This window comes from cf. Phormidesmis sp. LEGE 11477, assembly GCF_015207105.1.
Classification (GTDB): Bacteria; Cyanobacteriota; Cyanobacteriia; order Phormidesmidales; family Phormidesmidaceae; genus Phormidesmis.
The window spans coordinates 201,591-221,969 of record NZ_JADEXO010000001.1; the positions used below are offsets into that span (position 1 = coordinate 201,591).

A 20,379-nucleotide genomic window follows, 5' to 3' on the forward strand; every position below is an offset into this window, starting at 1 on the left:
CTGCATCCGTTAACTCTTCTATCTCGCAGAGCCATATGCCAGACAACAGCGAATCATTCCAACAGATCTGGCATCGTGATTGTCCTATCGTGATTTTATCTCACTAAGAAAATGCCCCAATTCACTCGTAGACGCTTACTTCAAACTGGATTAGCAACTGGCGCAGCGCTAGCAACTGCTCGCTGTGGTCAAGCCGATGCTCCTCTAGGTACGCCTAATAACCCCGCAACTGGCCCAGAAGTAAATGCCAACAATATCAAAGATGTCACGCTTCGCTTCATTGGAACAGGCGTTGCCCAAATCAACGATATTCGAGATAAAGCTCAGGAAGATCTAGGATTCAATATCGAACTTAGAGCGCTGAGCACTGACGAAAATAATCAGATTGCAATTACGCAGCCTGGCCAATATGACATGTTTGATGGTGAGTACTTTAGCTTGCCGCTAGTCGTTCCATCGGGAAATCTACAGCCCATTGATATCAGCAGAGTCAAAAACTTCGACAAAATTGTCTCGATCTTTACTGTTGGTGAATTTAACGGCCTGCCGGTCGAAAATGCCCAGGGAACCGCACCTATCAAAGTGATGTACCTCAAGGATAAAGACTCACGAGAATTCTCAGATACGCCTACCAACTGGGCCACGCTGATCCCTTTTCAATACAACGCTGACACTTTGGGCTATCGGCCTGATTTAGTCGATAAAGAGATCACTAGCTGGGCCGATTTGTTTGACCCAGCATTTCGAGGAAAAACTTCAATTCTAGATATCCCTTCGATCGGCATTATGGATGCGGCGCTGGTCGTAGAGGCGGCGGGTCTGATGACCTTTGGCGACAAAGGCAACATGACCAAAGCAGAGATCGATCAGGTTACGAATATTTTGATCGAACAAAAGAGAAATGGACAGTTTAGAGCATTCTGGAAAACGTTTGATGAGTCGGTTAACCTGATGGCTTCAGGCGAAGTGGTCTTGCAGTCAATGTGGTCTCCAGCGGTGACAGCGGTGAAGGCGAGAGGCTTGGAATGTGTCTATGCGCCCCTAGAAGAAGGCTATCGGGCCTGGGGTGGCGGTATCGGCATGTCGGCAGCTATGGAGGGAATTAAGCTAGATGCCGCCTATGCCTACATGGACTGGCTGCTCGATGGTTGGGTAGGTGCGTTCTTAGGTCGCCAGGGCTATTACAGCGCCGTGCCTGAAAATGCGAGGAAGTTTATGTCGCCAGAAGAGTGGGACTTTTGGTATGAAGGACAGGCCGCCGCCGTGGATATGGTCGATCCGTTTGGGACAACCCTAGAGAAAGCGGGCGCTGTTAGAGATGGCGGCTCGTTTGAAGAGCGAATGGGCAGTGTTGTTGTTTGGAACTCAACGATGGATGAACAGGTCTATCTGGTGCAAAAGTGGAATGAGTTTATTGCCGCCTAAGGATAGGGCGACCAAAGATAAGGACAGAGAAGACAGCAGCGTCTAATGACAACAAGGTCTAAAAAGACTATGTATAGAACTTGGAAAACATTTCAACCTTATCTTTTAGCGACACCGCAAGCGTTGATTCTCTTGATGTTTTTGGTGTTCCCGATCGTTATGATTGGGGTTGTCAGCTTCTGGCAATTTAACGGCTATTCGATGACGCCTGCCTTCTCATTCGACAACTACATTAGTATTTTCACTTCGCAGGTTTCTCTTGCTACCTACATCAATACTTTCAAGTATGTGGTGTTAGTGTGGGAAGCTTGTTTGGCGATCGCACTTCCGATCGCCTACTACCTTACCTTTTGCATAGAGCGCGAAAGCGTACGGGTGCTGCTGTTTTTAATCTGCACGATTCCCTTTTGGACCTCGAACATCATCCGCATGATTTCGTGGATTCCGCTACTGGGCCGAGAAGGATTGGTCAACCAGCTACTGCTAAATCTAAACACTGTTCAAACGCCCGTAGAGTGGTTTCTCTATTCTGACTTTGCCATTGTTCTAGGCATGGTTCATTTGTACAACTTTTTTATGATTGCGCCTGTGTTCAACAGTATGATGCGGATCGATCGAACGCTGATTACCGCCGCCAGAGACATGGGCGCATCTGGCTTCGACGTTCTCAAAGAAATTATCTTGCCACTCACTGCGCCAGGCATCGCGATTGGCTCTATTTTCGTGGTCACGCTGACGATGGGCGAGTACGTCACAGTGCGGCTGATGGGCGGTGGCCAGTCTGCTTCTGTTGGCAAGCTGATCAGCACTCAAATTGGTAGCTTGCAATATCCGCTAGCCGCAGCAAATGCAGTCATTCTACTGCTGATCACGCTAGTACTAGTCACCGGCATTTTACGAGTGGTTGATATTCGCAAAGAATTGTAGTCCAAGCGCTGTCGTCAAAGTGCTGTAGTCAAAGCGTGTCGTCATCGCCCCTGAGTTTCCTTTCACCATCATGACCAAAAAAATCCTGACCGTCTTCTTTGCGCTCTTTGTGCTTTTTCTCTATGGCCCGATGCTGACAATCTTTACGCTGTCGCTGCAAGGCCCAGACGGCGCGCTGACTTTTCCGGTGCGTAGCTTTGGCGTTTACTGGCTAGGTCAGGTGTTTCAAGAACAGCGAGTAGGCAGCTTTGTCGAGTCATTTCAGCGGTCGTTTTGGCTGGGGCTGCTGGTGGTGGCGATCGCAATCGTTGTCAGTGTGATGGCGAGTATGGCATTTCGCGCCCGGTTCAAAGGCTCCTTAGCACTTTTTTATCTGACTATCTCTAGCCTAGTAGTGCCGGGCGTATTGATTTCTCTTGGCATCGGTATCACCTTTCAGGTTTTAAGCATTCAGACTAACTGGTTTACATCCGGCTTGGGCGCACATCTAACCTGGACGGTGCCGTTTGCATTTTTGATTATGCTAGGCGTGTTCAACCGCTTTAATCCCTACTACGAAGAAGCTGCTAAAGACCTAGGCGCAGGTGATGTGCAAACGTTTCGAGAGGTAGTTCTGCCACTGATCTTTCCTAGCCTAATTGGCATTGCGCTGCTAGGGTTCACGCTCTCCTATGACGAATTTGTCCGTACGTCTCTAGTATCTGGGCAATACAACACCTTGCCCCTAGAAATCTTTGGAATGACAACCAACGTCACCTCTCCAGCTTTGTATGCGCTAGGGACATTAACGACGCTATTCTCGGCCACAATGATCGCCGTTGGATTCGGTGCCTACAAGTTTTTCTCTCGCTAGTTAATCAACTCGTTAATCAAACCAGACATGCGCCGCACCAAAAAGCCGAAAAAGTTACAGCAGAAGCCACAAGAACAGGTGAAATTCTGGCGAGATCCGGTGCTGCGCGACTTGGAGATGCTGCGTGCTACCTATGTTGACTACTCTTTCTCTCGCCATGCCCACGAAGGGTTTGGGATTGCGATTGTTGAATCAGGCGCGATGAAGTTTGAGTATCAAGGTGCGGTGCATACCGCGCCAGCAGGCAGTATCGTGGTGACGCATCCAGGAGAAATGCACACTGGGCAAGCCGTCCTGGAAACGGGGTGGACCTATCGAACGCTGCTGCCTGCTATTGACTGGCTGCAGCAGGCCACGTCAGAACTAACAGAAAGGCGCATAAGCTCGGTGCCTTATTTTCCCTCTCCTGTCATCCACAATGCATTGCTCAATCGTCAAATGGTTGCCTTGCACCGCGTCCTTGAAAAGTCTCCTTCCGCGCTGGAAAGAGAATCTCGCTTCTTGTGGGGACTGTCGCAGTTAGTCCGAGGCTATGCGAGCGATCGCCCTGCCGCGAAAATCATTGGCAAAGAACATCAGGCAGTCCAAAAGATCCGTGACTATCTACGCGCCTATTACGCCCAAAATATTGCTTTGAGCGAGCTGTCAGCTCAGGTTGGGCTAAAGCCGCTGCGTCTGCTTAGGGCGTTTAAAGCAGAGATCGGCTTACCGCCCCACGCCTATCTCACTCAGGTTCGGGTCTACCGAGCGAAGCGGCTGCTAGCTGCTGGCTGGTCGATTGCCGCCGCCGCCGTAGAGACAGGATTCGTCGATCAAAGCCATCTACATCGGCACTTCAAGAAGATTGTGGGCGTTACGCCTGGGCAGTATGTACGCGGCTGCAAAAACGTACAAGACTGAGTGCGACTTCTTCTAATAGGCTAGTGATCTCAATCTAGACAACCAGGTTCTGGAAGTATTACTAGCTGATGTCAAAGTTTCTCTCTAAAGGCAAGCCACTGATAGATCCATCGCCTAGCACCGAATTTTGGGCAGGTGCGAGAGACATTATTCCGCTAGTGGTAGGCGCTGTTCCGTTTGGTATTATCTTCGGCACGCTCGCAACCACGGCTGGACTTTCACCGAGCGGCACGCTAGCGATGTCGATCTTTGTCTTTGCAGGTTCATCGCAGTTCATTGCGGCAGGGCTGATTGCAGCTAAAACGAACTGGCTACTAATCGTGCTGACTACGTTTGTGGTGAACCTGCGGCATTTGCTATATGCGGTGAGTCTGCTGCCGTATGCAAAAAAGCTGCCGCAAATGTGGAAGATGCTGATGGCTTTTTGGCTGACGGATGAGTCGTTCGCAGTGGGTATTCGTCGGTACGAATCGAACGAGCAATCTGCTTTCAAGCATTGGTACTACATCGGCGCGGCGCTAACAATGTACCTAAACTGGCAGCTATGCACGTTGCTAGGAATTACAACTGGTCAGCTAGTTCCTAATGCCGCTGAGTGGGGATTGGATTTTGCCATGTCGGTGACGTTTATCGGCATGGTTGTGCCATATGTGAAGAATAAGCCGATGGGAATCGCAGTGATAGTCGCGGGCGTGATAGCGGTTCTAGGATATGGAATGCCGCACAAGCTAGGTCTGATGGCGGCGGCGATCGCAGGCATTATCGCAGGCGTTCTCAGCGAGAAAGCCATAGAACCGACTGCTAGCATCAAAAACTAGGAGAATTATCATGAATGAATTTTTGATTATTAGCGGCATGGCGATCGCAACTTTTGTCATTCGCTACAGCATGTTTGGCGCAAGCCATCGTATTGTTCTTTCTCCTACTTTACTCAAAGCGCTGCGCTATGTGCCGCCAGTCGTACTCACAGCAATCGTGATACCCGAAGTGCTGATCAGTGAAGGCAGTTTGGCCATCGGCTATGGAAACGCAAGGCTAGTGGGCGCGATCACCGCTATCCTGATCAGCTTAATTACCAAAAACCTGTTACTGACGATTGTGCTTGGCATGGCGAGCTTCTTTGGCTGGCAGGCGGCGCTGAGTCTGCTATCTTGAGAATTCTGAAACTCCGTCAGTCTGATACTCCGCCAGAAAGACAGTCGAGTAGGCTGTGCCTCAGTAAAACGCTGTGCTTCAGTAAAACGTGGAATAGGTGACAGTGTCACACCAAACCCAAGCAGATAAGGCTAAAGGAAAGACAATATAGAAGTTGTTCTTGAGACAGTCACTTATAAAATTGAGCCAAGTGAGTAGGCAAATAGTACACAGTTCCAAAACAATAGGATGAGTAAGGAGCCGCCTTCATTGAAGGTTACGCTGCGCTGTACTGAACCACAGCGCACAAACATTAGCGGCATCAGCGTTGCCACCTTGCTTCACATTGATCTTTATCTACTTCTTGTTTGTAATGCTATCTTTGAAAAAATCACATCGTAGCTATGTTCTGCTTCCAATATGTGCGCTCCTAATGCTCTCTACAGCTTCTTGTGGAATCGCTTTCAACCGCAACAAAGCTGCTGTGGAAGTTTCATCTACAGGCATCAAAACTATCGATTCTTCTAGCCAGCTGATAACAGAATCAGCCTTTGGCGAGCCTGCTGAGCAGGTAGCTGATAATCTTACGAACATGCTCGGTGCTGCGATTAAGACCGAAGAAAATCATGCCTGTGGCTTGACGTTTATCACCTGGTCGAATGGACTAGAGATTGCGAATAGAGACGGTAAGTTCATTAATTGGTCAGTCTGGAGGCCGGAGGAAAATTCTGTTGATATCGCTACGCCGGATGGTCGCGGCCACGGCACGACGTTGGTTGAACTCCGGCAGATTAGCGAGACTACCTCTGTGCCCGTCGGCGATTGGAATGAGTTTGAAACCGATGATGGCTATCGTGGGATTCTAAACGCAAACAACGAAAGGGGGACAGTTGTGGTGATGAGAAGTGGAGAAGAGATTTACGATGGATACCAGCTCATAGGGGACTGCTCAAGGATTTCCTTTGAAGAGTAAAGCCTGGTGGGTAGTGCCGCCTAAGAAAATGGGTGAAAATTGGCGAAAGTTGTTTTACACCGATGATTGGAGTGGCTACGAGCGTATCTTGACCCTCTAAACTACACATGATGAAACTGAAAATCCTGCGACTGGCCGAAAATGCGAAGCTGCCTCGCTATGAGCATGAGGGTGATGCGGGTATGGATCTGTGTGCGATCGCGCCCCAAACTATCCATCCGGGCGAAACCGCTCTTATTCCGACTGGCATCGCCATCGAACTGCCTCCCCATACCGAAGCCCAAGTTCGCCCTCGTAGCGGCCTCGCCCTCAATCACGGCATTACCGTCCTGAATACGCCCGGCACCGTCGACGCCGGTTATCGCGGTGAGATTCGAGTCATCTTAATCAACCACGGCAAACGACTTTTTGAGATAGAAGCTGGGATGAGAATTGCTCAGATGGTGATTGTGCCCGTGATTCGAGCAGAGTTAGAAGAAGTAAGCAGCCTGTCAGACTCGGCTAGAAATGAGGGTGGATTTGGTTCCTCCGGTCTGTAAGGACCCAGCAACGAACACCTGACAAACACCGGGCACGGCAACGGATTACGAGCACCGGGTTCAGGACGGCCAAACTACTACAGGGTTGACGGTTGAATTCGCAGGTATGTTTCATTTAGAGTGAGGGGAATTGCTATCTTCTCTTCCTATGACAGCTCTTTCTGCTCCGCCTAATTCTGCTCAAGATTCGGAGCGATCGCTTCAAGATCTGATTCAAAGTCAGCGTGCTTTTTTTGCCACCGGAAAAACAAAGCCACTAGACTTTCGGCTAGAGCAGCTAAATAAGCTTAAAAGCGCCATTACCGAGCGGCAAGATGCAATTATTCAGGCGGCGCAAGATGATTTGGGTCGCCCAGAGTTTGAAGGCTACTTTGAGATTGGGGTGACCGCTGAGCTGAGCTATGTGCTCAAGAAGCTGAAGTCTTGGGTGAAGCCGCAAAAAGTTGGCATCCCGCTTTCTCAAATGCCGGGTTCGGCCTGGGTGCAGCCAGAGCCGTTGGGCTGCGTGTTGATCATTGGCCCCTGGAACTATCCATTTCAGCTAGTGATTTCGCCCTTAATCGGTGCGATCGCCGCTGGCAACTGCGCCATTATCAAGCCCTCCGAAATCGCCCCAGCCACCTCAAAGGTTGTGGCTGAGCTGATCGAATCCACCTTTGATCCTAGCTATGTCGCCGTTAGAGAAGGCGGCGTTGAAACTGCTCAGGCACTGCTGGCCGAAAAATTTGACCATATTTTCTTCACAGGGGGCACTCGCGTTGGCCAGATCGTCATGGAAGCAGCAGCCAAGCAGCTAACGCCCGTCACCTTAGAGCTAGGTGGCAAAAGTCCGTGCATCATCGACAGCGATATTAACGTAGAAGTTGCTGCTAAGCGAGTGGTTTGGGGCAAATATCTAAATGCCGGGCAAACCTGCGTGGCTCCAGACTATTTGTTAGTTCACCAAGATATTAAGTCGGACTTTGTGAAGGCTCTACAGCAGGTGATTCAAGACGCCTACGGCGATAATCCAGCGCAGAGTTCAGACTTTTCGCGGCTGGTGAGCGATCGCCAGTTTGACCGAGTAGCGAGCCTGATTGAAGGTGAAGAAGTGATCACGGGCGGCCAAACGGACAGAGGCGATAAGTTCATTGCCCCTACCGTGCTAGATAGCGTGAGCTGGGATGCGCCTGTGATGCAAGATGAGATCTTTGGGCCGATTTTGCCAGTGTTGGAATATCAGGATATTGATGATGCGATCGCGCAGATCAACGCTAGGCCCAAACCGCTCGCCCTCTATCTATTTTCTCGCAGTCAATCTTTGCAAGAAAAAGTTCTCTCTTCTACCTCATCTGGCGGCGTCTGCATCAACGATGTTTTCTTACACGTTGCCATTTGGGGGATGCCCTTCGGTGGCGTCGGCGATAGCGGCATTGGCGCATACCACGGCAAAACCAGCTTCGATACGTTCTCACATATGAAGAGCATCTTAAAGAAACCTTTCTGGCTAGACCTCGACTGGCGCTATCCGCCTTACGCCAAGAAGCTAGATTTCTTCAAAAAAATCGTCAGCCTGTCTTGATACCCCATCGACTTAACAACGTCTCATACATAGGAAAAATATGAGCAACCAACACAAGATCACCTACCTCGAACTTCCAACCACAGATATAGAAAAGACTAAAGCCTTTTTTACTCAGATTTTTGATTGGAAGTTCGAGGATTATGGCTCTGACTATACCGTTTTCATAGGGGCAGGCATCAACGGCGGATTTTTTAAGTCTGACAAAAAGGTTTCTACAGAAGACGGTAGCGTGCTAGTTGTTCTCTACAGCGAAGCATTGGAAAGCACCCAGTCTAAGATAGAGCAAGCAGGCGGTACGATTGTCCGACCTATCTTCTCCTTTCCAGGCGGACGTCGTTTTCACTTTACTGGTCCTAGCGGTAACGAATACGGCGTTTGGTCAGATACTTGAAGTAGAAAGCGTCTGCGTGACAGATACTCGCAATGCCGCCGCCAAATGCCACCGATGGCGGGGTCAACCTCAGCTAGGCAAATTCCGGGGCGGCGTCGCGTCGCCCTGATAGAACTTTTTCTCTAGGTTTCCTAACCACAGCCACAGTGCTCCTGCCGCCAGCGGTGTAGCGGCTAGCAAAGCAGTTGTAGATAAAGAAAGCGTCCCGAAAATCAGCGCTGTCAAAGGAAGAAGAGACCAAATAATTGCACTGATAATGAGCGCAGCTTGGCGAATCTGCTGAATGCGTCGAAGCGCCGAGAGGCAGCTACTACAGTGTTTAGTATGAGAGTGATAGCGATCCATCAAAGCTTCGGTAGACCATTCGGGCGGTAGCGGCTGACCAGGAAACGGATCGGCAGCAAACTCACTGACCCACTTGCGAAAGGCCACCACATAGCGGTCTGCCTGGGTCGGTAGATAGCAGGTTTGGGCGTAGGGGCGATCGCCTCTCTTCTCTAGCAGCCTCTCTTGAATATGCAAAAAGATTTGATCATCTTCTAACACGCGGTTGTTATTGACATGGCTGTACCAGCGAGGAGTTAGCCCAATGAAAAAGCCCGGCAGCTTCGAAGCAAACTTAAAAGGGAACCTGGCAAACACCCGGCACTCACCTTTGCGAATGGGCGTCGCGTACACGACCGTCAACGTTCTGCCAAACTGCTTTGAGGTCAGGTCATGATACATCAATGCCGGTGCCACAAAGGTAGTGTGTTGAGTCCCTAGTTCACCCTTGCGTGGGCCTTCCGGCCAGATTCCCTGAAAGCCTTGCTTGCCCGACGCGACTAAATCCATCTGCATCGGCGCAGCGTTTTCCCGTTTGCTGACCGTCTTGTGATGGGTATAGGGAATGTGACTAGCATCTAATACATTTTCTAATAGAGTCAGTGCGTCGTAGGGCAAGTCGCGAAAGGTGTTAAGCATGACCCAGCCTTCTGGCTCGGCCTCTAACGCTTCAATCGTAGGGATGTCTACAAGCGCCGCGTTTTCTGGCTTGCCAGGATAGACAAAGAGAAGATCCTGGCAGATCTTTGTAGGCAAAGAATCAATGCAGGCCCGGTTAGACAGATGCGCTTCCCCGTCTTGGGACTGCTGCGGAATCTGTTCGCACGCACCGCTACCGGCAAAGGCCCAGCCATGATAAGGGCATTCCAATAGCCCTGCCTCATTGATGCGCCCTTCTGATAGGGGTGCTAGCCGATGCGGACATTGGTCAGCCAAAACCCGCCAGGCTTGTGATGATGGCTCCCACCAGATCACTACATCTTGTCCGAGCAGGGTAAAGCGAGTCGGCTTAGTCTTATTTAGATCTTTTACATAGTGAACGGGATACCAGGCTTCAGCCCAATCAAATCGATCGGGGTCTGGCCCACCTGCAGCCAGCCGAGCTGGACTCTTTGCTTGAGTCGAAGTTTTATTTTGGATAGCCGTCATATGAGTCAGAAGAAGCTAGTCGTACCCCTCTATTGTGTTACAAAACTTTATTGGTAGCAGAATTTTTCTGCTACCACGGGTGTGATTCTGTGGTGGAGGGGTATGGCTGGTTGGATATAGCTGGGGCCGGATGCGTCGAAGGACGCTATAGGTAGTGAACGCCGCCCAATTTATTCGGCTATGCACATGTATTAATTTATTACATTTTCCCTTAATATTTATTTACATCGCTTAAAGCAAAGGTTTTTTGCCTCTGATGCTGTTTTGTCAATACGGTTTATGAACTGCACTGACGAACGAGAGCTGAAAAAAAGCTTGCTTGTTCAGTCCTCTCACTCTTTCGATTCTCTATGCAAGATCCTGTTTCTGCCAACCAAGATCCTGTTTCTGCCAACCAAGATCCTGTTTCTGCTAACAACGACGTGGGCCAGTCACTAGAAAGACAGCTCTTAGAGGAAACATTATGCCAGCTATTACCCGCCAGCATCGGTAGCTCATCAGCGCCTGATGAGCAGGCTCTTTCTATTGCCGATGAGCTGCTGCCAATTATCGCGGCGGCTATAGAACAACTCTACAAGGAGCGCTTAGGTAAGCCGCCTCAGCAGGTAAATTGCGATCTGCTTTCCAATCGACTAGTCGTGTGGATAGAAGGCAGCATTACGCCAGTCGAGAGGTTCCTATTTGAAGAAGGGACTCGTGAAGCTCAGCAGCTTTGCTTTACAGTCGATGCATTGATGTATCGACATATAGCCGCGCTAATTGAGCGACACCTCAACGTGAAAGTCATTACTATGATTGCTGATACCTGCTACCAGCAGAGCTGCACGGGTCTGATCGCGAAGCTATCCGCTCCCTCGAATAAGCCCTCGTCTATGGGGTAGTCATCTACAAGGGCTTATTCAAGGACACTTAACTATGAGGACACTTAGCCCAATCAGATAAGATGTTTTGATCCAGCGCGGTGTGACAGCAATGGCTGCTGCCGATCGATTGTAATAAAAAATCCAAAGTTTCTAGAGGTTGCAGGTTGCAAAAAGGAGATATCAACGACTGTCAGGTCAAACTCTCGCATCAGCGCTAGTGCGAGCTTTCCTTTTAGGTTCTGATTGATGGTGAGTCCTATATCGTATGCTAGTTCTGGCTGCTTTTGCTGAAGCAAAAAGATCTCTGTAGCTGAGTGTTTCCGCTTTACATTGATAGCTATATCAAAACTCTGGAGTATTCGACAGTCAACCTGACAAAGCTCATAGCCTAGCGCAGTTTTGAATAGCTTCTTAACTTTGTCTTCTATAGGAATCTTTAGAAGATGCAAATTATGCAGGTGCTTTTCCATCTAAGCAGACATTCATGCTGTTGGGCTACATCCATATAGTAGAGCCTCCCTATGTAATGACTCTATAGCAGAGGGTGTAGAGTGTGACATGTACAGTCAGACGTTTTATCTTCATATAGACATAAAGGCTTACTTTTTTAAGACTCTTTTTTCATAGGACACCTATCCTGCGCCTATGTAGCTGTAGCCGTATGATATTTGTTCAAATCTGAGGCGTAGGCAGATAGCTGCGCCAAAGATCTGAATAGATCACCCGTTCACTCTGCCAAGGCTTGTGATGTCCGCCGCTCCAGTGAATCACCTTCATATCCTTGGGACGCTTCCCTAAAAGTTTTGCGACCCAATGAGACTGACCATAGCCGCAGCAGTTCCACTGGGGGGGCAAAGGACGGTAGGTATCTTTAAACATTAGATTGAAGATCGTTTCATCACCCAAGTGATATAGGCGATAGCTATTCTTTTTATCTAGGTCTAGATAGTGCTGAAGTAAGTCGTAAGTTTGCGCTGTCCAAAAGGATAAATCGGTGAGCAATACGCCACTATTAAACGTGCTTTTAAACTTACGAAGATCAGAAAATACTTTGAACGGATTGCTGAAGTAGAAGATTGCTGGAAAGAATTGGGGAACGGCGGCAAGGTAGCTCCTTGGGGTAAGGATGTCACCTTTAGCGAAGAGCGATCGCACATCCCCTAAGACAATAATATCCGCATCGAAATAGATCATGCGGCCTACATCTGGAAATATTTCCTTAAAGAAGAGTCTCGCGTATTGCATGTAGCGAGAAAGTCTTCTTTCTAGTTTCTTTTCCTGAAATTTGTTGTCTAAATATTGCTTCAGGTAGCCAGGCGGTGTAAATTCTCTGACTCGAAACTGAACGCGATCGCCCTCATACTTAGCGGCAAATGCCTGCTCTAGCTTTTCTTCAAAAAAAGCACTCTCTCCTACCGGTACCACAATATTGAACCGCATTGGCGCGTCCACTTGATGAGTTGTATTGCTCAAGATGGAATTAATCACTACCAATAGCGGCACCTGAAGCGTACGGTTAATAGAAAGAGCAATATCAACAGGCATAAGCAGGGCCAAAAAGAGCATCCAAATTAAATTCGCTAGAGCATTGTACCGTTTGGCCCCAACAAAGATATTGATATTTGAAACAGTGGTAGAACAGCGTCGAAGCAAGATTAAAAGGCAGTCAGTCAACAGACAACTGGTTAGCAGGCGTCAGTTGAAAGCCGACCTAAATTTTTTCATCATTCACGCTTCAACTTTATCTAGCGCCTGCTGTGCTTCTGCCTGCGACCAGCGCTGAGCATATAGCGGCGCTTCGTTTTGGAAGTAGATCCCATTAGATAGCGATCCTGCATCGACAGGAGAAAATTGGGCTTCTTCGATCAGTTGGGCCACGACAGCCTTAGCCTCGGCATTATCCCCTGCGTAGAAGATGGCTAGCTTTTCTTCGGTTTCACCATTGGCTCGCGCTTCCATTTCCTCAGCGAACATCATATTAAAGGCTTTGACCACCGCTGTGCTAGACAGTTTTTTGGCCAGCGCTTCGCTCTGACTAGGGGCGTTAATTTCGATATCGCCATCGCGCTTAGGGTAATAGTTAGAAGCGGTGATGAGTATCTTGCCAGCGAGTGCATCCACAGGCAGCGTCATTGTGGCAGAAAAAGGAACAGCTTCAAAAATGAGATCTGCAAACGCGATCGCCTCGTCAGTAGTTCCCGCCTGCGCGCCGTTTCCCGCTTGCCTAGCTAAGCTGTCTAGCTTCTCGGGATGCCGCGATGAAAAGAACACCTCGTGTCCAGCCTTTGCCCACAGTCGACCGAGCGAACCACCAATGTTGCCGCTGCCAATGATGCCAATTTTCATGTTCGATCCCTTCGGGTATATTCTAGCCTCAGTAAATTTTACCGTAGCCACTAAAATGTCCAGCTCACGCCCGCGCTCACGTTAAATCCAGGCTGGTCAAACCGATTGCGCCGCTGATCGAATAGATCTTCATTCGCATCCAAGAAGCGCACGTCAGAATATTGCACATATTCGTTGTTGAACAGATTGAACAGACCTAGATTAAACGTAACATCTGAATCGAGGCGGTAGTATCCAATTAGATCAAACAGGGCAAACCCGTTGGGAACAAAGGGGTCTTGTCCATCTTCTGGATCAAACCCTTCACCTCTGGCTCTACCGACTAGCGTTGTAATCAGTTCTGTGCCCCACCTGTTTTCGGGGGCTCGGTAGCGCAATCCGGCGATCGCCTCAATCGGATCAACCGAAGAGAGCGCCTCGCCACCAGTAATATCGTTACCGATCGTCCAGGCCACAGAGCTGAGTAAACTAAAGCCGTGAGGATCGGGGCTAAATCGATACTCAGCGTTCGCCTCTATACCGAAGGTCTCTGCCTGATCGATGTTGACGTTCTGGAAAACATCAAAATCACGACCGTTAACCACTTCGGTATCCACGAGCTGAAAGTCGATAAAGTCGTCATAGCGGTTATAGAATCCGGTCAGCCCAAAGTCAAACTGTGGATAAGCACCTCTAACACCTAGCTCAAAGCTGTTGCTAGTTTCGGCATCAAGATCTGGATTGGGCAGCGTGCGATAGCCAAAGATTTGATTGGTAAAGCCGCTATTGACTTCGTTAAAAAGGGGAGCGCGAAAGCCACGGGAATAGCGTCCGTAGAGACTGATCTGCTCGGTTGGCTGGTAGACCAGCGACAGGTTAGGAGAGAATGCACCATCGCTAAACTCAGCGGCTACCGCGCCGTTACGCTCAAAGTCTTCATCAGAATCCACACTTAGATCGTAATAGTCGTAGCGGATGCCGGGGATGACGCTAAGCCTAGCGCTGGGAATTTCAATGACGTTCTGCAGATAAGCGCCAATACGCAGCGTGTTGGAATCAGGAAAATCTTTGGTAGGAAAGTTGTCAGGAATTGCACTCTGGGTGCGATCGCCAGTAACTAGATCGATTTGGGTGCGATCACGTGGCCGATTGTTAAACGTATTCGACACATCTAGCCCATAGGTTAGCTGATGCTCGCTGGTCCCAATCTCAAAATCGCTGCGTAGCTGCACGTCGCCGCCAAAGATTCGATCGGTAAAGCGGTTTTCACTTACTCTTAGCGCTGGCTGGCTCGAAGGCCGCATCGTCACAAAGTCGAAAGGGAGAAGAGTTCGCTCGTTCTCTTCGGTGGTCTGCGAATCTTGAAAATAGATCCGCGCCTGACCAAAGTTCAAGAAGCTGTCGCTAAATTCATCGTCATATTTGTAGGCTAGGCTAAAGCGCGATCGCTCTGTATCGATCTGTTCTGTAAAGGCGGTAGTCGTACTTGAGATCAGCGGCAGGTTTTCTTCTGAGGTGATTGTGTCGGTGCGATCGCCAAAGTACTCAGCGGTAAAATCTAGGCTCTGCTCATCACTAAACCGATAGACAAAACGGCCCAAAAAGTTGTTGCGATCGGCCTCTTGGTCGTCTTCTAAGTTCGCTGACTCCGAGCTATCTCGGCGCGTATAGGCCAGCAGCGCATCGAAATTACCAAAGCGATTTGCCTGCACCACCGTATTCACAAAGCCGCTGTTTTCACTATCAAACTTGGCCGAAAGTGCTGTAGATGAATTGGTTCCTGCCGCGTCTAATAAGCTGCTCGGCTCTAAGGTAAAGTAGCTCACCGCGCCGCCTAAAGCATCGCTACCATACAGCGCCGAGGCTGGCCCTCTAATAATCTCAGCCGTCCTTAAGATCTCTAGATCAAAATAATCTCGCCCGATGTTAAAGCCCTGCCCTACGACCGACTGACTGCCCGACTGAAAGGCAGGTGGTAAACGAATCCCATCGACCTGAATCAAGACGCGGTTGCCATCGATGCCCCTGATATTAAACCCCTGCGAGCCGAACTGAAGATTCTCTTGAACCGAGATGCCGGGCTCATATCGAATCAGATCTGAGAGATCGCGAATCAAGCGCCGATCGATTTCTGCTTCATCAATCACCAGCACATTGGCTGGCGTAATTTGAATTGGTCTAGGGTTACGAGTACCCGTTACGTTCAAACGGAGCACTCCTCCCGACTCTGCTGAGGGAATCTCCTGGTCGAACGCTTCCTCGCCAAACTCTTCACTGTCAGCGTCGTCATTGTTAGCTTCTGCCTGAGAAATTTCCACTAACACCATCTCTGTTTGGAACGCAGCTTCATTGATGGCCGTTTCTTCATCAATCGCCGTAAAGTCCTCGGGTATCTGCGTTCTAGAAAGCTCTGAGAAAGACTGCAAACCTGGGCGATTAGATGGCTTCTCGGCGGCTTTATCGACAAGGTTAATACGATAAGGCTGAGCAGATTTCGATATGGCAGGCGGAAGCAGCAGCCAAGAGACAAAAGCGCTAGGAGCAAGAATAATTATTGATAGAAGGTGACGAGTCATGGGGCTAATGAATGAATAACAGGATTCTAATCGCGGCTTAATCAGGCTTTAAGGTAAATTCAGCCTAGGTTTAGATGAGAATAGATGTCAAGTAAATTTTCTATGATTGCTCATCAGTCATTGACAACTTCATAGGAATCACAAGATACAAAGTAGACCGAACGGTGATCACCGCTTTTCTGATTGCGCCTTGCCCTAGCTATTGGTTTTTATTATCAATAAAAAGATCTGATGCGGTGTTGATTGATCGAAGATGCAGTGAAGAGCCAAACTGCCATCGATCAGCCGCCGATTAGTGAAAGGCAGTTTTTCAAAAAATCAGCGCGGATAGATGCTGCTAAATGCTTCTCTTGTTTACAAAAGTTAACTTCAATCTATCGAGAATTACTCTACTGCGTCTGCCGAAGATCTACAGTCTTGATTGTCAATAGCGACTTTTGTTGGGATAGCTCTTGCTCGCTAAAGTTACGTTTGCTAGAGCCAAGCTTGCTAGAGATACGCTTAGCTATCAACGCGATCGCCAATACATTTTTAAAGAGATTCACATAGCCTGTAGCAGTCTCGTTTGTCTCGATAGCCGATTTGTCTTGAAGTTTTGTTAGCGACAACAATCTAGTATTTTTCCCTTTGATCTATACGATAGGCATGAACGATAGGCATGACAGCGGCCAGTTTCGCAGTAGAACAGCCGTCTAGTTAGGAATAGGTTTCTTCGCTTTACCGACCGTTTCCCGCTAACATCATTATTAAATGAGGAAGACAGACAGCAGATGAGTTAGCTGCGGCAATCTTTCCTCTCGGCTATCGGGTTCACCTTTACTCTTTTATGTTGAGTAAAGGTGAATTTTTCTCTTCTTTTTTACGCTTAGGATACCTATTTTGGATACTTACGAATTTGATGTGATTATTATCGGTGGCGGCCCCGCAGGCTGCACTTGTGCCCTCTACACATCGAGGTCTGATTTGAAAACAGTGATTTTAGACAAGAATGCAGATGTAGGGGCTCTGGCGATTACCCACAAAATAGCCAATTACCCAGGCGTCGCTGGGGAGGTGAGCGGCGGTGAACTCTTGGATGTAATGCGGCAGCAGGCAGTTGACTTTGGTACTACCTATCAGCGCGCTCAGGTCTTTAGCATTGACATCAGCGGCGAAGAAAAAAAGGTATACACCCCAGAGGGGACGTTCGTCGGCAAGTCGCTGGTGCTCGCGACCGGGGCAATGGGTCGCAAACCCTCTTTCAAAGGAGAAGCCGAGCTTCTAGGCCGTGGAGTCAGCTACTGCGCGACCTGCGATGGCGCTTTCCACAGAGGGAGTGAGGTCTTGGTCGTGGGCGATAATCCAGAAGCGGTAGAAGAAGCAGAAGTCTTGACTAAGTTTGCCAAGACGGTGCATTGGATTACAAATAAACAGCCTAGCGAAGGCAATCACCATGCTCAGTCTCTATTAGGACGATCTAATGTTCAGCACTGGAACCGCACCAGGCTGATGGAGATCAACGGCGATGATGCTGGCGTTAATGGCGTTCAGATCAAAGAGAAAGGAACCACCGACGTGAAAACGCTCTCTGTTGAGGGGGTGTTTGTCTACAAAAGTGGCTCTAAGCCAATTACCGATTTTGTCGGCGATCAAGTTGCCTTGAATGACGATGGCGGCGTTCAGGTAGACGATATGATGTCAACGAGCGTAGAAGGCGTATGGGCCGTTGGCGATATTCGCAATACTCCTTTTAAGCAGGCGGTTGTAGCGGCAGGAGATGGCTGTATAGCGGCTATGGCAATCGATCGCTACCTCAAGGGTCGTAAAACGGTCAAACCCGATTGGGATCATTCATAGACGGCTATGGATTCTGTTTTAGTGCGTAAGGTATTAGGCACCACTGACGGACGGCAGGTATTGCGAGGCGTATTGGTTGGCGTGAGCATCGCGGCGACGTTAGTCTGCGCTGGGCTATGGCTAAGAACGCGCAACCAAGTCCATCACATCACCTTTGCTACTGGTGGTGAAACGGGTGAGTACTATGCTTTTGGCCGGGCGATCGCACAGGTCACCCAAAAGCACGCACCCGGCATTCAAATAGAGGTTGTTGCCTCAGCTGGATCGGCTCAAAATATGGACAGCGTGCAAAAAAGCGCCGCCGATCTAGCCCTGGTACAAAGCGATACCCCGGTGCAGCCAGCCGTCAGAGCGGTAGCGCAGCTATATCCTGAGATGTTTCACCTGATTGCTCGCAAAACGGCCAACATCCAGACCCTACGAGACCTTCAGGGAAAGCGGATTGCCCTGATGCCAGCGGGCAGCGGTTCCTATCAGCTATTTTGGCCATTGGCCAGTCACTACGCCCTATCCGATCGCGATCTTGAAGCTGTGCCGATGTCAGCAGGAGCTGCCCACACAGCCTTACGCGCAGGCGAGGTTGACGCCCTATTTCGCATTATCGGCTTAGGCAATCCATCGGTGACCGAACTCTTTCAAGACGATCAGCTTGAGCTCGTTGAAATCTCACAGCTAGGGGCTCTACAGCTTACTCAACCCTACTTAGAATCGACGGTGATTCCCCAGGGCAGCTATAGCGGCAGCCAGCCGATTCCGCCTACTGACTTGCCTGTCATTGCCGTGAGCGCGCTGCTGGTTGCGAATGAAAAGGTCAATCCTGACATTGTTAAAGCAATCACAAGTGTGCTGTACGAGCATCGGAATGAACTGATTGCTCTCACGCCTAGAGCCGCGAATATCCAGTCGCCTGAGCGCAGTCAAAATCTTGGCTTTCCGCTGCATCCTGGGGCTAGTGCCTACTACAGACAAGACACGCCTTCTTTTGTGGTGAGATACGCCGAGGCTATGGGCTTCTTACTGTCTTTATCTTTTCTGACGGTTTCTAGCGTCTGGCAGTTTCGTCAGTGGCTAATTGGGCGTCAAAAGAACCGGGCAGATGATTACAACTTAGAGATTTTGGCACTGATAGAACAGTTGGAGCAGGCCGAAACGCTCTCTCAATTACAGATACTGCGACAGCAGCTCTTTTCAATTTTGCGGCAGGTGGTGATTGATTTAGATGTCGATAAAATCTCGCCAGAATCTTTTCAGTCTTTTACATTTCCGTGGGAAGTTGCTATGACAACGCTTCACCATCAAGAGCTTGTTCTATATCAAGCTGAATCCGGTGGACAGTCTAGCGATTGAATCGCTGTTCGATGGCGGAGTGAAGTGGCTAAGGAGGTTTATGATAAGACAATGCAAAAGCTCACCTTGACTCGGCCCGACGATTGGCATCTGCACCTGCGTGATGGCGCGGCTTTGCAGGCTGTTTTGCCGTATACGGTGCGCCAGTTTGGGCGAGCCATCGTGATGCCAAATTTGCAGCCACCCGTACGCTCATTGGCGGATGCGGCGGCCTATCGCGATCGCATTCTAGCCGCTATCCCAGCAGGTCAGCAGTTTGAGCCGCTGATGACGCTATACCTGACTGACAACACCTCTTCAGAAGACATTGTTGCAGCGAGCGCCTCTGCCTTTGTCAAAGCGGTGAAATACTACCCGGCTGGTGCCACCACTAATTCAGAATTTGGCGTTACCGATATCCGCAACTGCGATGCGGTCTTTGAAGCGATGCAGCAGGTCGGTATGCCGTTGCTGCTACATGGAGAAGTCACCGATACAGCGGTCGATATCTTCGATCGCGAGCAAGTCTTTATTGAGCAGCAGCTAATCCCGCTGAGACAAAGATTTCCTGATCTGAAAATTGTGATGGAACACATCACCACCGCAGATGCTGCAGAGTTTGTCCTCAAAAGCAACAACATTGCGGCGACGATTACACCGCAGCATCTGTTGTTTAATCGCAATCAGTTGCTGAAGGGTGGGATTCGTCCTCATTTTTATTGCCTGCCCATTTTGAAGCGTGAGCAGCATCGTCAGGCGCTGGTGCGGGCGGCGACCTCAGGCAATCCGAAGTTTTTCCTGGGGACGGATAGTGCGCCTCATAGCCGCGATCACAAAGAAACCTCTTGTGGCTGTGCGGGCTGCTTTTCAGCGCTACATGCTATGGAGCTATATGCAGAAGTCTTTGAGCGGGCCGATGCTCTAGATAAGCTAGAATCATTCGCTAGCTTCTACGGCCCAGATTTTTATCAGCTGCCGCGCAATACTCAGCAGATCACTTTAACCAAAACGAGCTGGCAAATTCCTGAGCAGGTGCCTTTTGCCGATTCTGGGCTGGTGCCTTTAGGTGCAGGCACTCAGCTAACGTGGCAGATGGTATAACACGCGCTTAATCTGGTTAATGTCAGTTCGAGTTGAGTAATTCACTAACTGATTGCTGCCTGAGGTAGATCCCCTCCAGTGGAAAACGCATAAAAGCAGCCGAGGGATAGCATAGTGTGTTTCCCGTAGGGTGGGGTGGGTCTTGCTACGTGCGCTACACACCGAAACCCACC

19 protein-coding genes are annotated in these 20,379 nt (G+C 49.3%); 14 read left to right on the forward strand and 5 right to left on the reverse strand.

Annotation, left to right across the window (positions count from 1 at the left end):
* Positions 1-111 precede the first annotated feature (111 nt).
* The 10 genes from IQ256_RS00780 to IQ256_RS00825 all read left to right on the forward strand — a co-directional run bounded on the left by IQ256_RS00780 (position 112) and on the right by IQ256_RS00825 (position 8,706).
* Complete coding sequence (locus IQ256_RS00780) at positions 112-1,425, forward strand: PotD/PotF family extracellular solute-binding protein (protein ID WP_193853257.1); 1,314 nt, start codon at positions 112-114, stop codon at positions 1,423-1,425.
* Positions 1,426-1,494: 69 nt separating this feature from the next.
* Positions 1,495-2,352, forward strand: a complete 858-nt coding sequence (locus tag IQ256_RS00785) for an ABC transporter permease (protein ID WP_193853259.1) — start codon at positions 1,495-1,497, stop codon at positions 2,350-2,352.
* Positions 2,353-2,422: 70 nt separating this feature from the next.
* Positions 2,423-3,205 (forward strand): ABC transporter permease, encoded by a 783-nt coding sequence (locus IQ256_RS00790; RefSeq protein WP_193853261.1) that lies wholly within the window; start codon positions 2,423-2,425, stop codon positions 3,203-3,205.
* Between the two features lie 27 nt (positions 3,206-3,232).
* Positions 3,233-4,105: an AraC family transcriptional regulator gene (locus tag IQ256_RS00795; protein ID WP_193853263.1), complete on the forward strand. Its 873-nt coding sequence runs from the start codon at positions 3,233-3,235 to the stop codon at positions 4,103-4,105.
* 68 nt (positions 4,106-4,173) lie between these two features.
* The gene (locus IQ256_RS00800) at positions 4,174-4,923 is read left to right on the forward strand and encodes an AzlC family ABC transporter permease (protein WP_193853265.1); all 750 of its coding nucleotides are present in this window, start codon (positions 4,174-4,176) and stop codon (positions 4,921-4,923) included.
* 10 nt (positions 4,924-4,933) lie between these two features.
* A complete protein-coding gene (locus IQ256_RS00805) occupies positions 4,934-5,260 on the forward strand; it encodes an AzlD domain-containing protein (protein ID WP_193853267.1) in 327 nt (108 codons plus the stop codon).
* A gap of 463 nt (positions 5,261-5,723) precedes the next feature.
* A complete protein-coding gene (locus IQ256_RS00810) occupies positions 5,724-6,212 on the forward strand; it encodes a hypothetical protein (protein ID WP_193853269.1) in 489 nt (162 codons plus the stop codon).
* Between the two features lie 110 nt (positions 6,213-6,322).
* Positions 6,323-6,751, forward strand: coding sequence for a dUTP diphosphatase (gene dut / locus IQ256_RS00815; protein ID WP_193853270.1), 429 nt, complete (start codon positions 6,323-6,325; stop codon positions 6,749-6,751).
* A gap of 148 nt (positions 6,752-6,899) precedes the next feature.
* Positions 6,900-8,312 (forward strand): aldehyde dehydrogenase, encoded by a 1,413-nt coding sequence (locus IQ256_RS00820; RefSeq protein ID WP_193853271.1) that lies wholly within the window; start codon positions 6,900-6,902, stop codon positions 8,310-8,312.
* Positions 8,313-8,352: 40 nt separating this feature from the next.
* On the forward strand, positions 8,353-8,706 hold the full coding sequence (locus tag IQ256_RS00825; RefSeq protein WP_193853272.1) for a VOC family protein: 354 nt from the start codon (positions 8,353-8,355) through the stop codon (positions 8,704-8,706).
* Positions 8,707-8,775: 69 nt separating this feature from the next.
* On the opposite strand, the gene IQ256_RS00830 is transcribed toward IQ256_RS00825, so the two are convergent.
* On the reverse strand, positions 8,776-10,179 hold the full coding sequence (locus tag IQ256_RS00830; protein WP_193853273.1) for a Rieske 2Fe-2S domain-containing protein: 1,404 nt from the start codon (positions 10,177-10,179) through the stop codon (positions 8,776-8,778).
* Positions 10,180-10,529: 350 nt separating this feature from the next.
* Between IQ256_RS00830 and IQ256_RS00835 the strand changes: the two genes are divergently transcribed.
* Positions 10,530-11,060 (forward strand): Na-translocating system protein MpsC family protein, encoded by a 531-nt coding sequence (locus tag IQ256_RS00835; RefSeq protein WP_193853274.1) that lies wholly within the window; start codon positions 10,530-10,532, stop codon positions 11,058-11,060.
* A gap of 53 nt (positions 11,061-11,113) precedes the next feature.
* Here IQ256_RS00835 and IQ256_RS00840 read toward each other — a convergent pair whose 3' ends face one another.
* From IQ256_RS00840 to IQ256_RS00855, 4 genes are all read right to left on the reverse strand, one after another.
* On the reverse strand, positions 11,114-11,512 hold the full coding sequence (locus IQ256_RS00840) for a hypothetical protein (RefSeq protein WP_193853276.1): 399 nt from the start codon (positions 11,510-11,512) through the stop codon (positions 11,114-11,116).
* 202 nt (positions 11,513-11,714) lie between these two features.
* Entirely contained in the window at positions 11,715-12,587 is an 873-nt protein-coding gene (locus IQ256_RS00845; protein WP_193853278.1) for a glycosyltransferase, read from the reverse strand.
* A gap of 183 nt (positions 12,588-12,770) precedes the next feature.
* The gene (locus IQ256_RS00850; RefSeq protein WP_193853279.1) at positions 12,771-13,388 is read right to left on the reverse strand and encodes an NADPH-dependent F420 reductase; all 618 of its coding nucleotides are present in this window, start codon (positions 13,386-13,388) and stop codon (positions 12,771-12,773) included.
* A 50-nt stretch (positions 13,389-13,438) separates the two neighbouring features.
* Positions 13,439-15,943, reverse strand: a complete 2,505-nt coding sequence (locus tag IQ256_RS00855; RefSeq protein ID WP_193853281.1) for a TonB-dependent hemoglobin/transferrin/lactoferrin family receptor — start codon at positions 15,941-15,943, stop codon at positions 13,439-13,441.
* An 879-nt stretch (positions 15,944-16,822) separates the two neighbouring features.
* On the opposite strand from IQ256_RS00855, the gene IQ256_RS00860 reads away from it, so the two are divergent.
* Genes IQ256_RS00860 through pyrC form a run of 3 tightly spaced genes read left to right on the forward strand, consistent with a single transcriptional unit; the run spans position 16,823 to position 20,206 of the window.
* The gene (locus tag IQ256_RS00860; protein WP_193853283.1) at positions 16,823-17,779 is read left to right on the forward strand and encodes an NAD(P)/FAD-dependent oxidoreductase; all 957 of its coding nucleotides are present in this window, start codon (positions 16,823-16,825) and stop codon (positions 17,777-17,779) included.
* A gap of 6 nt (positions 17,780-17,785) precedes the next feature.
* On the forward strand, positions 17,786-19,126 hold the full coding sequence (locus tag IQ256_RS00865) for a TAXI family TRAP transporter solute-binding subunit (RefSeq protein WP_193853285.1): 1,341 nt from the start codon (positions 17,786-17,788) through the stop codon (positions 19,124-19,126).
* A 51-nt stretch (positions 19,127-19,177) separates the two neighbouring features.
* On the forward strand, positions 19,178-20,206 hold the full coding sequence (gene pyrC / locus IQ256_RS00870; protein WP_193853287.1) for a dihydroorotase: 1,029 nt from the start codon (positions 19,178-19,180) through the stop codon (positions 20,204-20,206).
* Positions 20,207-20,379: the final 173 nt, after the last annotated feature.

Excerpts from the sequence above, each read along its gene's own strand:
- IQ256_RS00780 (WP_193853257.1), top strand. The coding sequence starts at position 112 with ATGCCCCAATTCACTCGTAGACGCTTACTTCAAACTGGATTAGCAACT.
- IQ256_RS00785 (WP_193853259.1), top strand. The coding sequence starts at position 1,495 with ATGTATAGAACTTGGAAAACATTTCAACCTTATCTTTTAGCGACACCG.
- IQ256_RS00790 (WP_193853261.1), top strand. The coding sequence starts at position 2,423 with ATGACCAAAAAAATCCTGACCGTCTTCTTTGCGCTCTTTGTGCTTTTT.
- IQ256_RS00795 (WP_193853263.1), top strand. The coding sequence starts at position 3,233 with ATGCGCCGCACCAAAAAGCCGAAAAAGTTACAGCAGAAGCCACAAGAA.
- IQ256_RS00800 (WP_193853265.1), top strand. The coding sequence starts at position 4,174 with ATGTCAAAGTTTCTCTCTAAAGGCAAGCCACTGATAGATCCATCGCCT.
- IQ256_RS00805 (WP_193853267.1), top strand. The coding sequence starts at position 4,934 with ATGAATGAATTTTTGATTATTAGCGGCATGGCGATCGCAACTTTTGTC.
- dut (WP_193853270.1), top strand. The coding sequence starts at position 6,323 with ATGAAACTGAAAATCCTGCGACTGGCCGAAAATGCGAAGCTGCCTCGC.
- IQ256_RS00820 (WP_193853271.1), top strand. The coding sequence starts at position 6,900 with ATGACAGCTCTTTCTGCTCCGCCTAATTCTGCTCAAGATTCGGAGCGA.
- IQ256_RS00825 (WP_193853272.1), top strand. The coding sequence starts at position 8,353 with ATGAGCAACCAACACAAGATCACCTACCTCGAACTTCCAACCACAGAT.
- IQ256_RS00830 (WP_193853273.1), bottom strand. The coding sequence starts at position 10,179 with ATGACGGCTATCCAAAATAAAACTTCGACTCAAGCAAAGAGTCCAGCT.
- IQ256_RS00835 (WP_193853274.1), top strand. The coding sequence starts at position 10,530 with ATGCAAGATCCTGTTTCTGCCAACCAAGATCCTGTTTCTGCCAACCAA.
- IQ256_RS00840 (WP_193853276.1), bottom strand. The coding sequence starts at position 11,512 with ATGGAAAAGCACCTGCATAATTTGCATCTTCTAAAGATTCCTATAGAA.
- IQ256_RS00845 (WP_193853278.1), bottom strand. The coding sequence starts at position 12,587 with ATGCCTGTTGATATTGCTCTTTCTATTAACCGTACGCTTCAGGTGCCG.
- IQ256_RS00850 (WP_193853279.1), bottom strand. The coding sequence starts at position 13,388 with ATGAAAATTGGCATCATTGGCAGCGGCAACATTGGTGGTTCGCTCGGT.
- IQ256_RS00855 (WP_193853281.1), bottom strand. The coding sequence starts at position 15,943 with ATGACTCGTCACCTTCTATCAATAATTATTCTTGCTCCTAGCGCTTTT.
- IQ256_RS00865 (WP_193853285.1), top strand. The coding sequence starts at position 17,786 with ATGGATTCTGTTTTAGTGCGTAAGGTATTAGGCACCACTGACGGACGG.
- pyrC (WP_193853287.1), top strand. The coding sequence starts at position 19,178 with ATGCAAAAGCTCACCTTGACTCGGCCCGACGATTGGCATCTGCACCTG.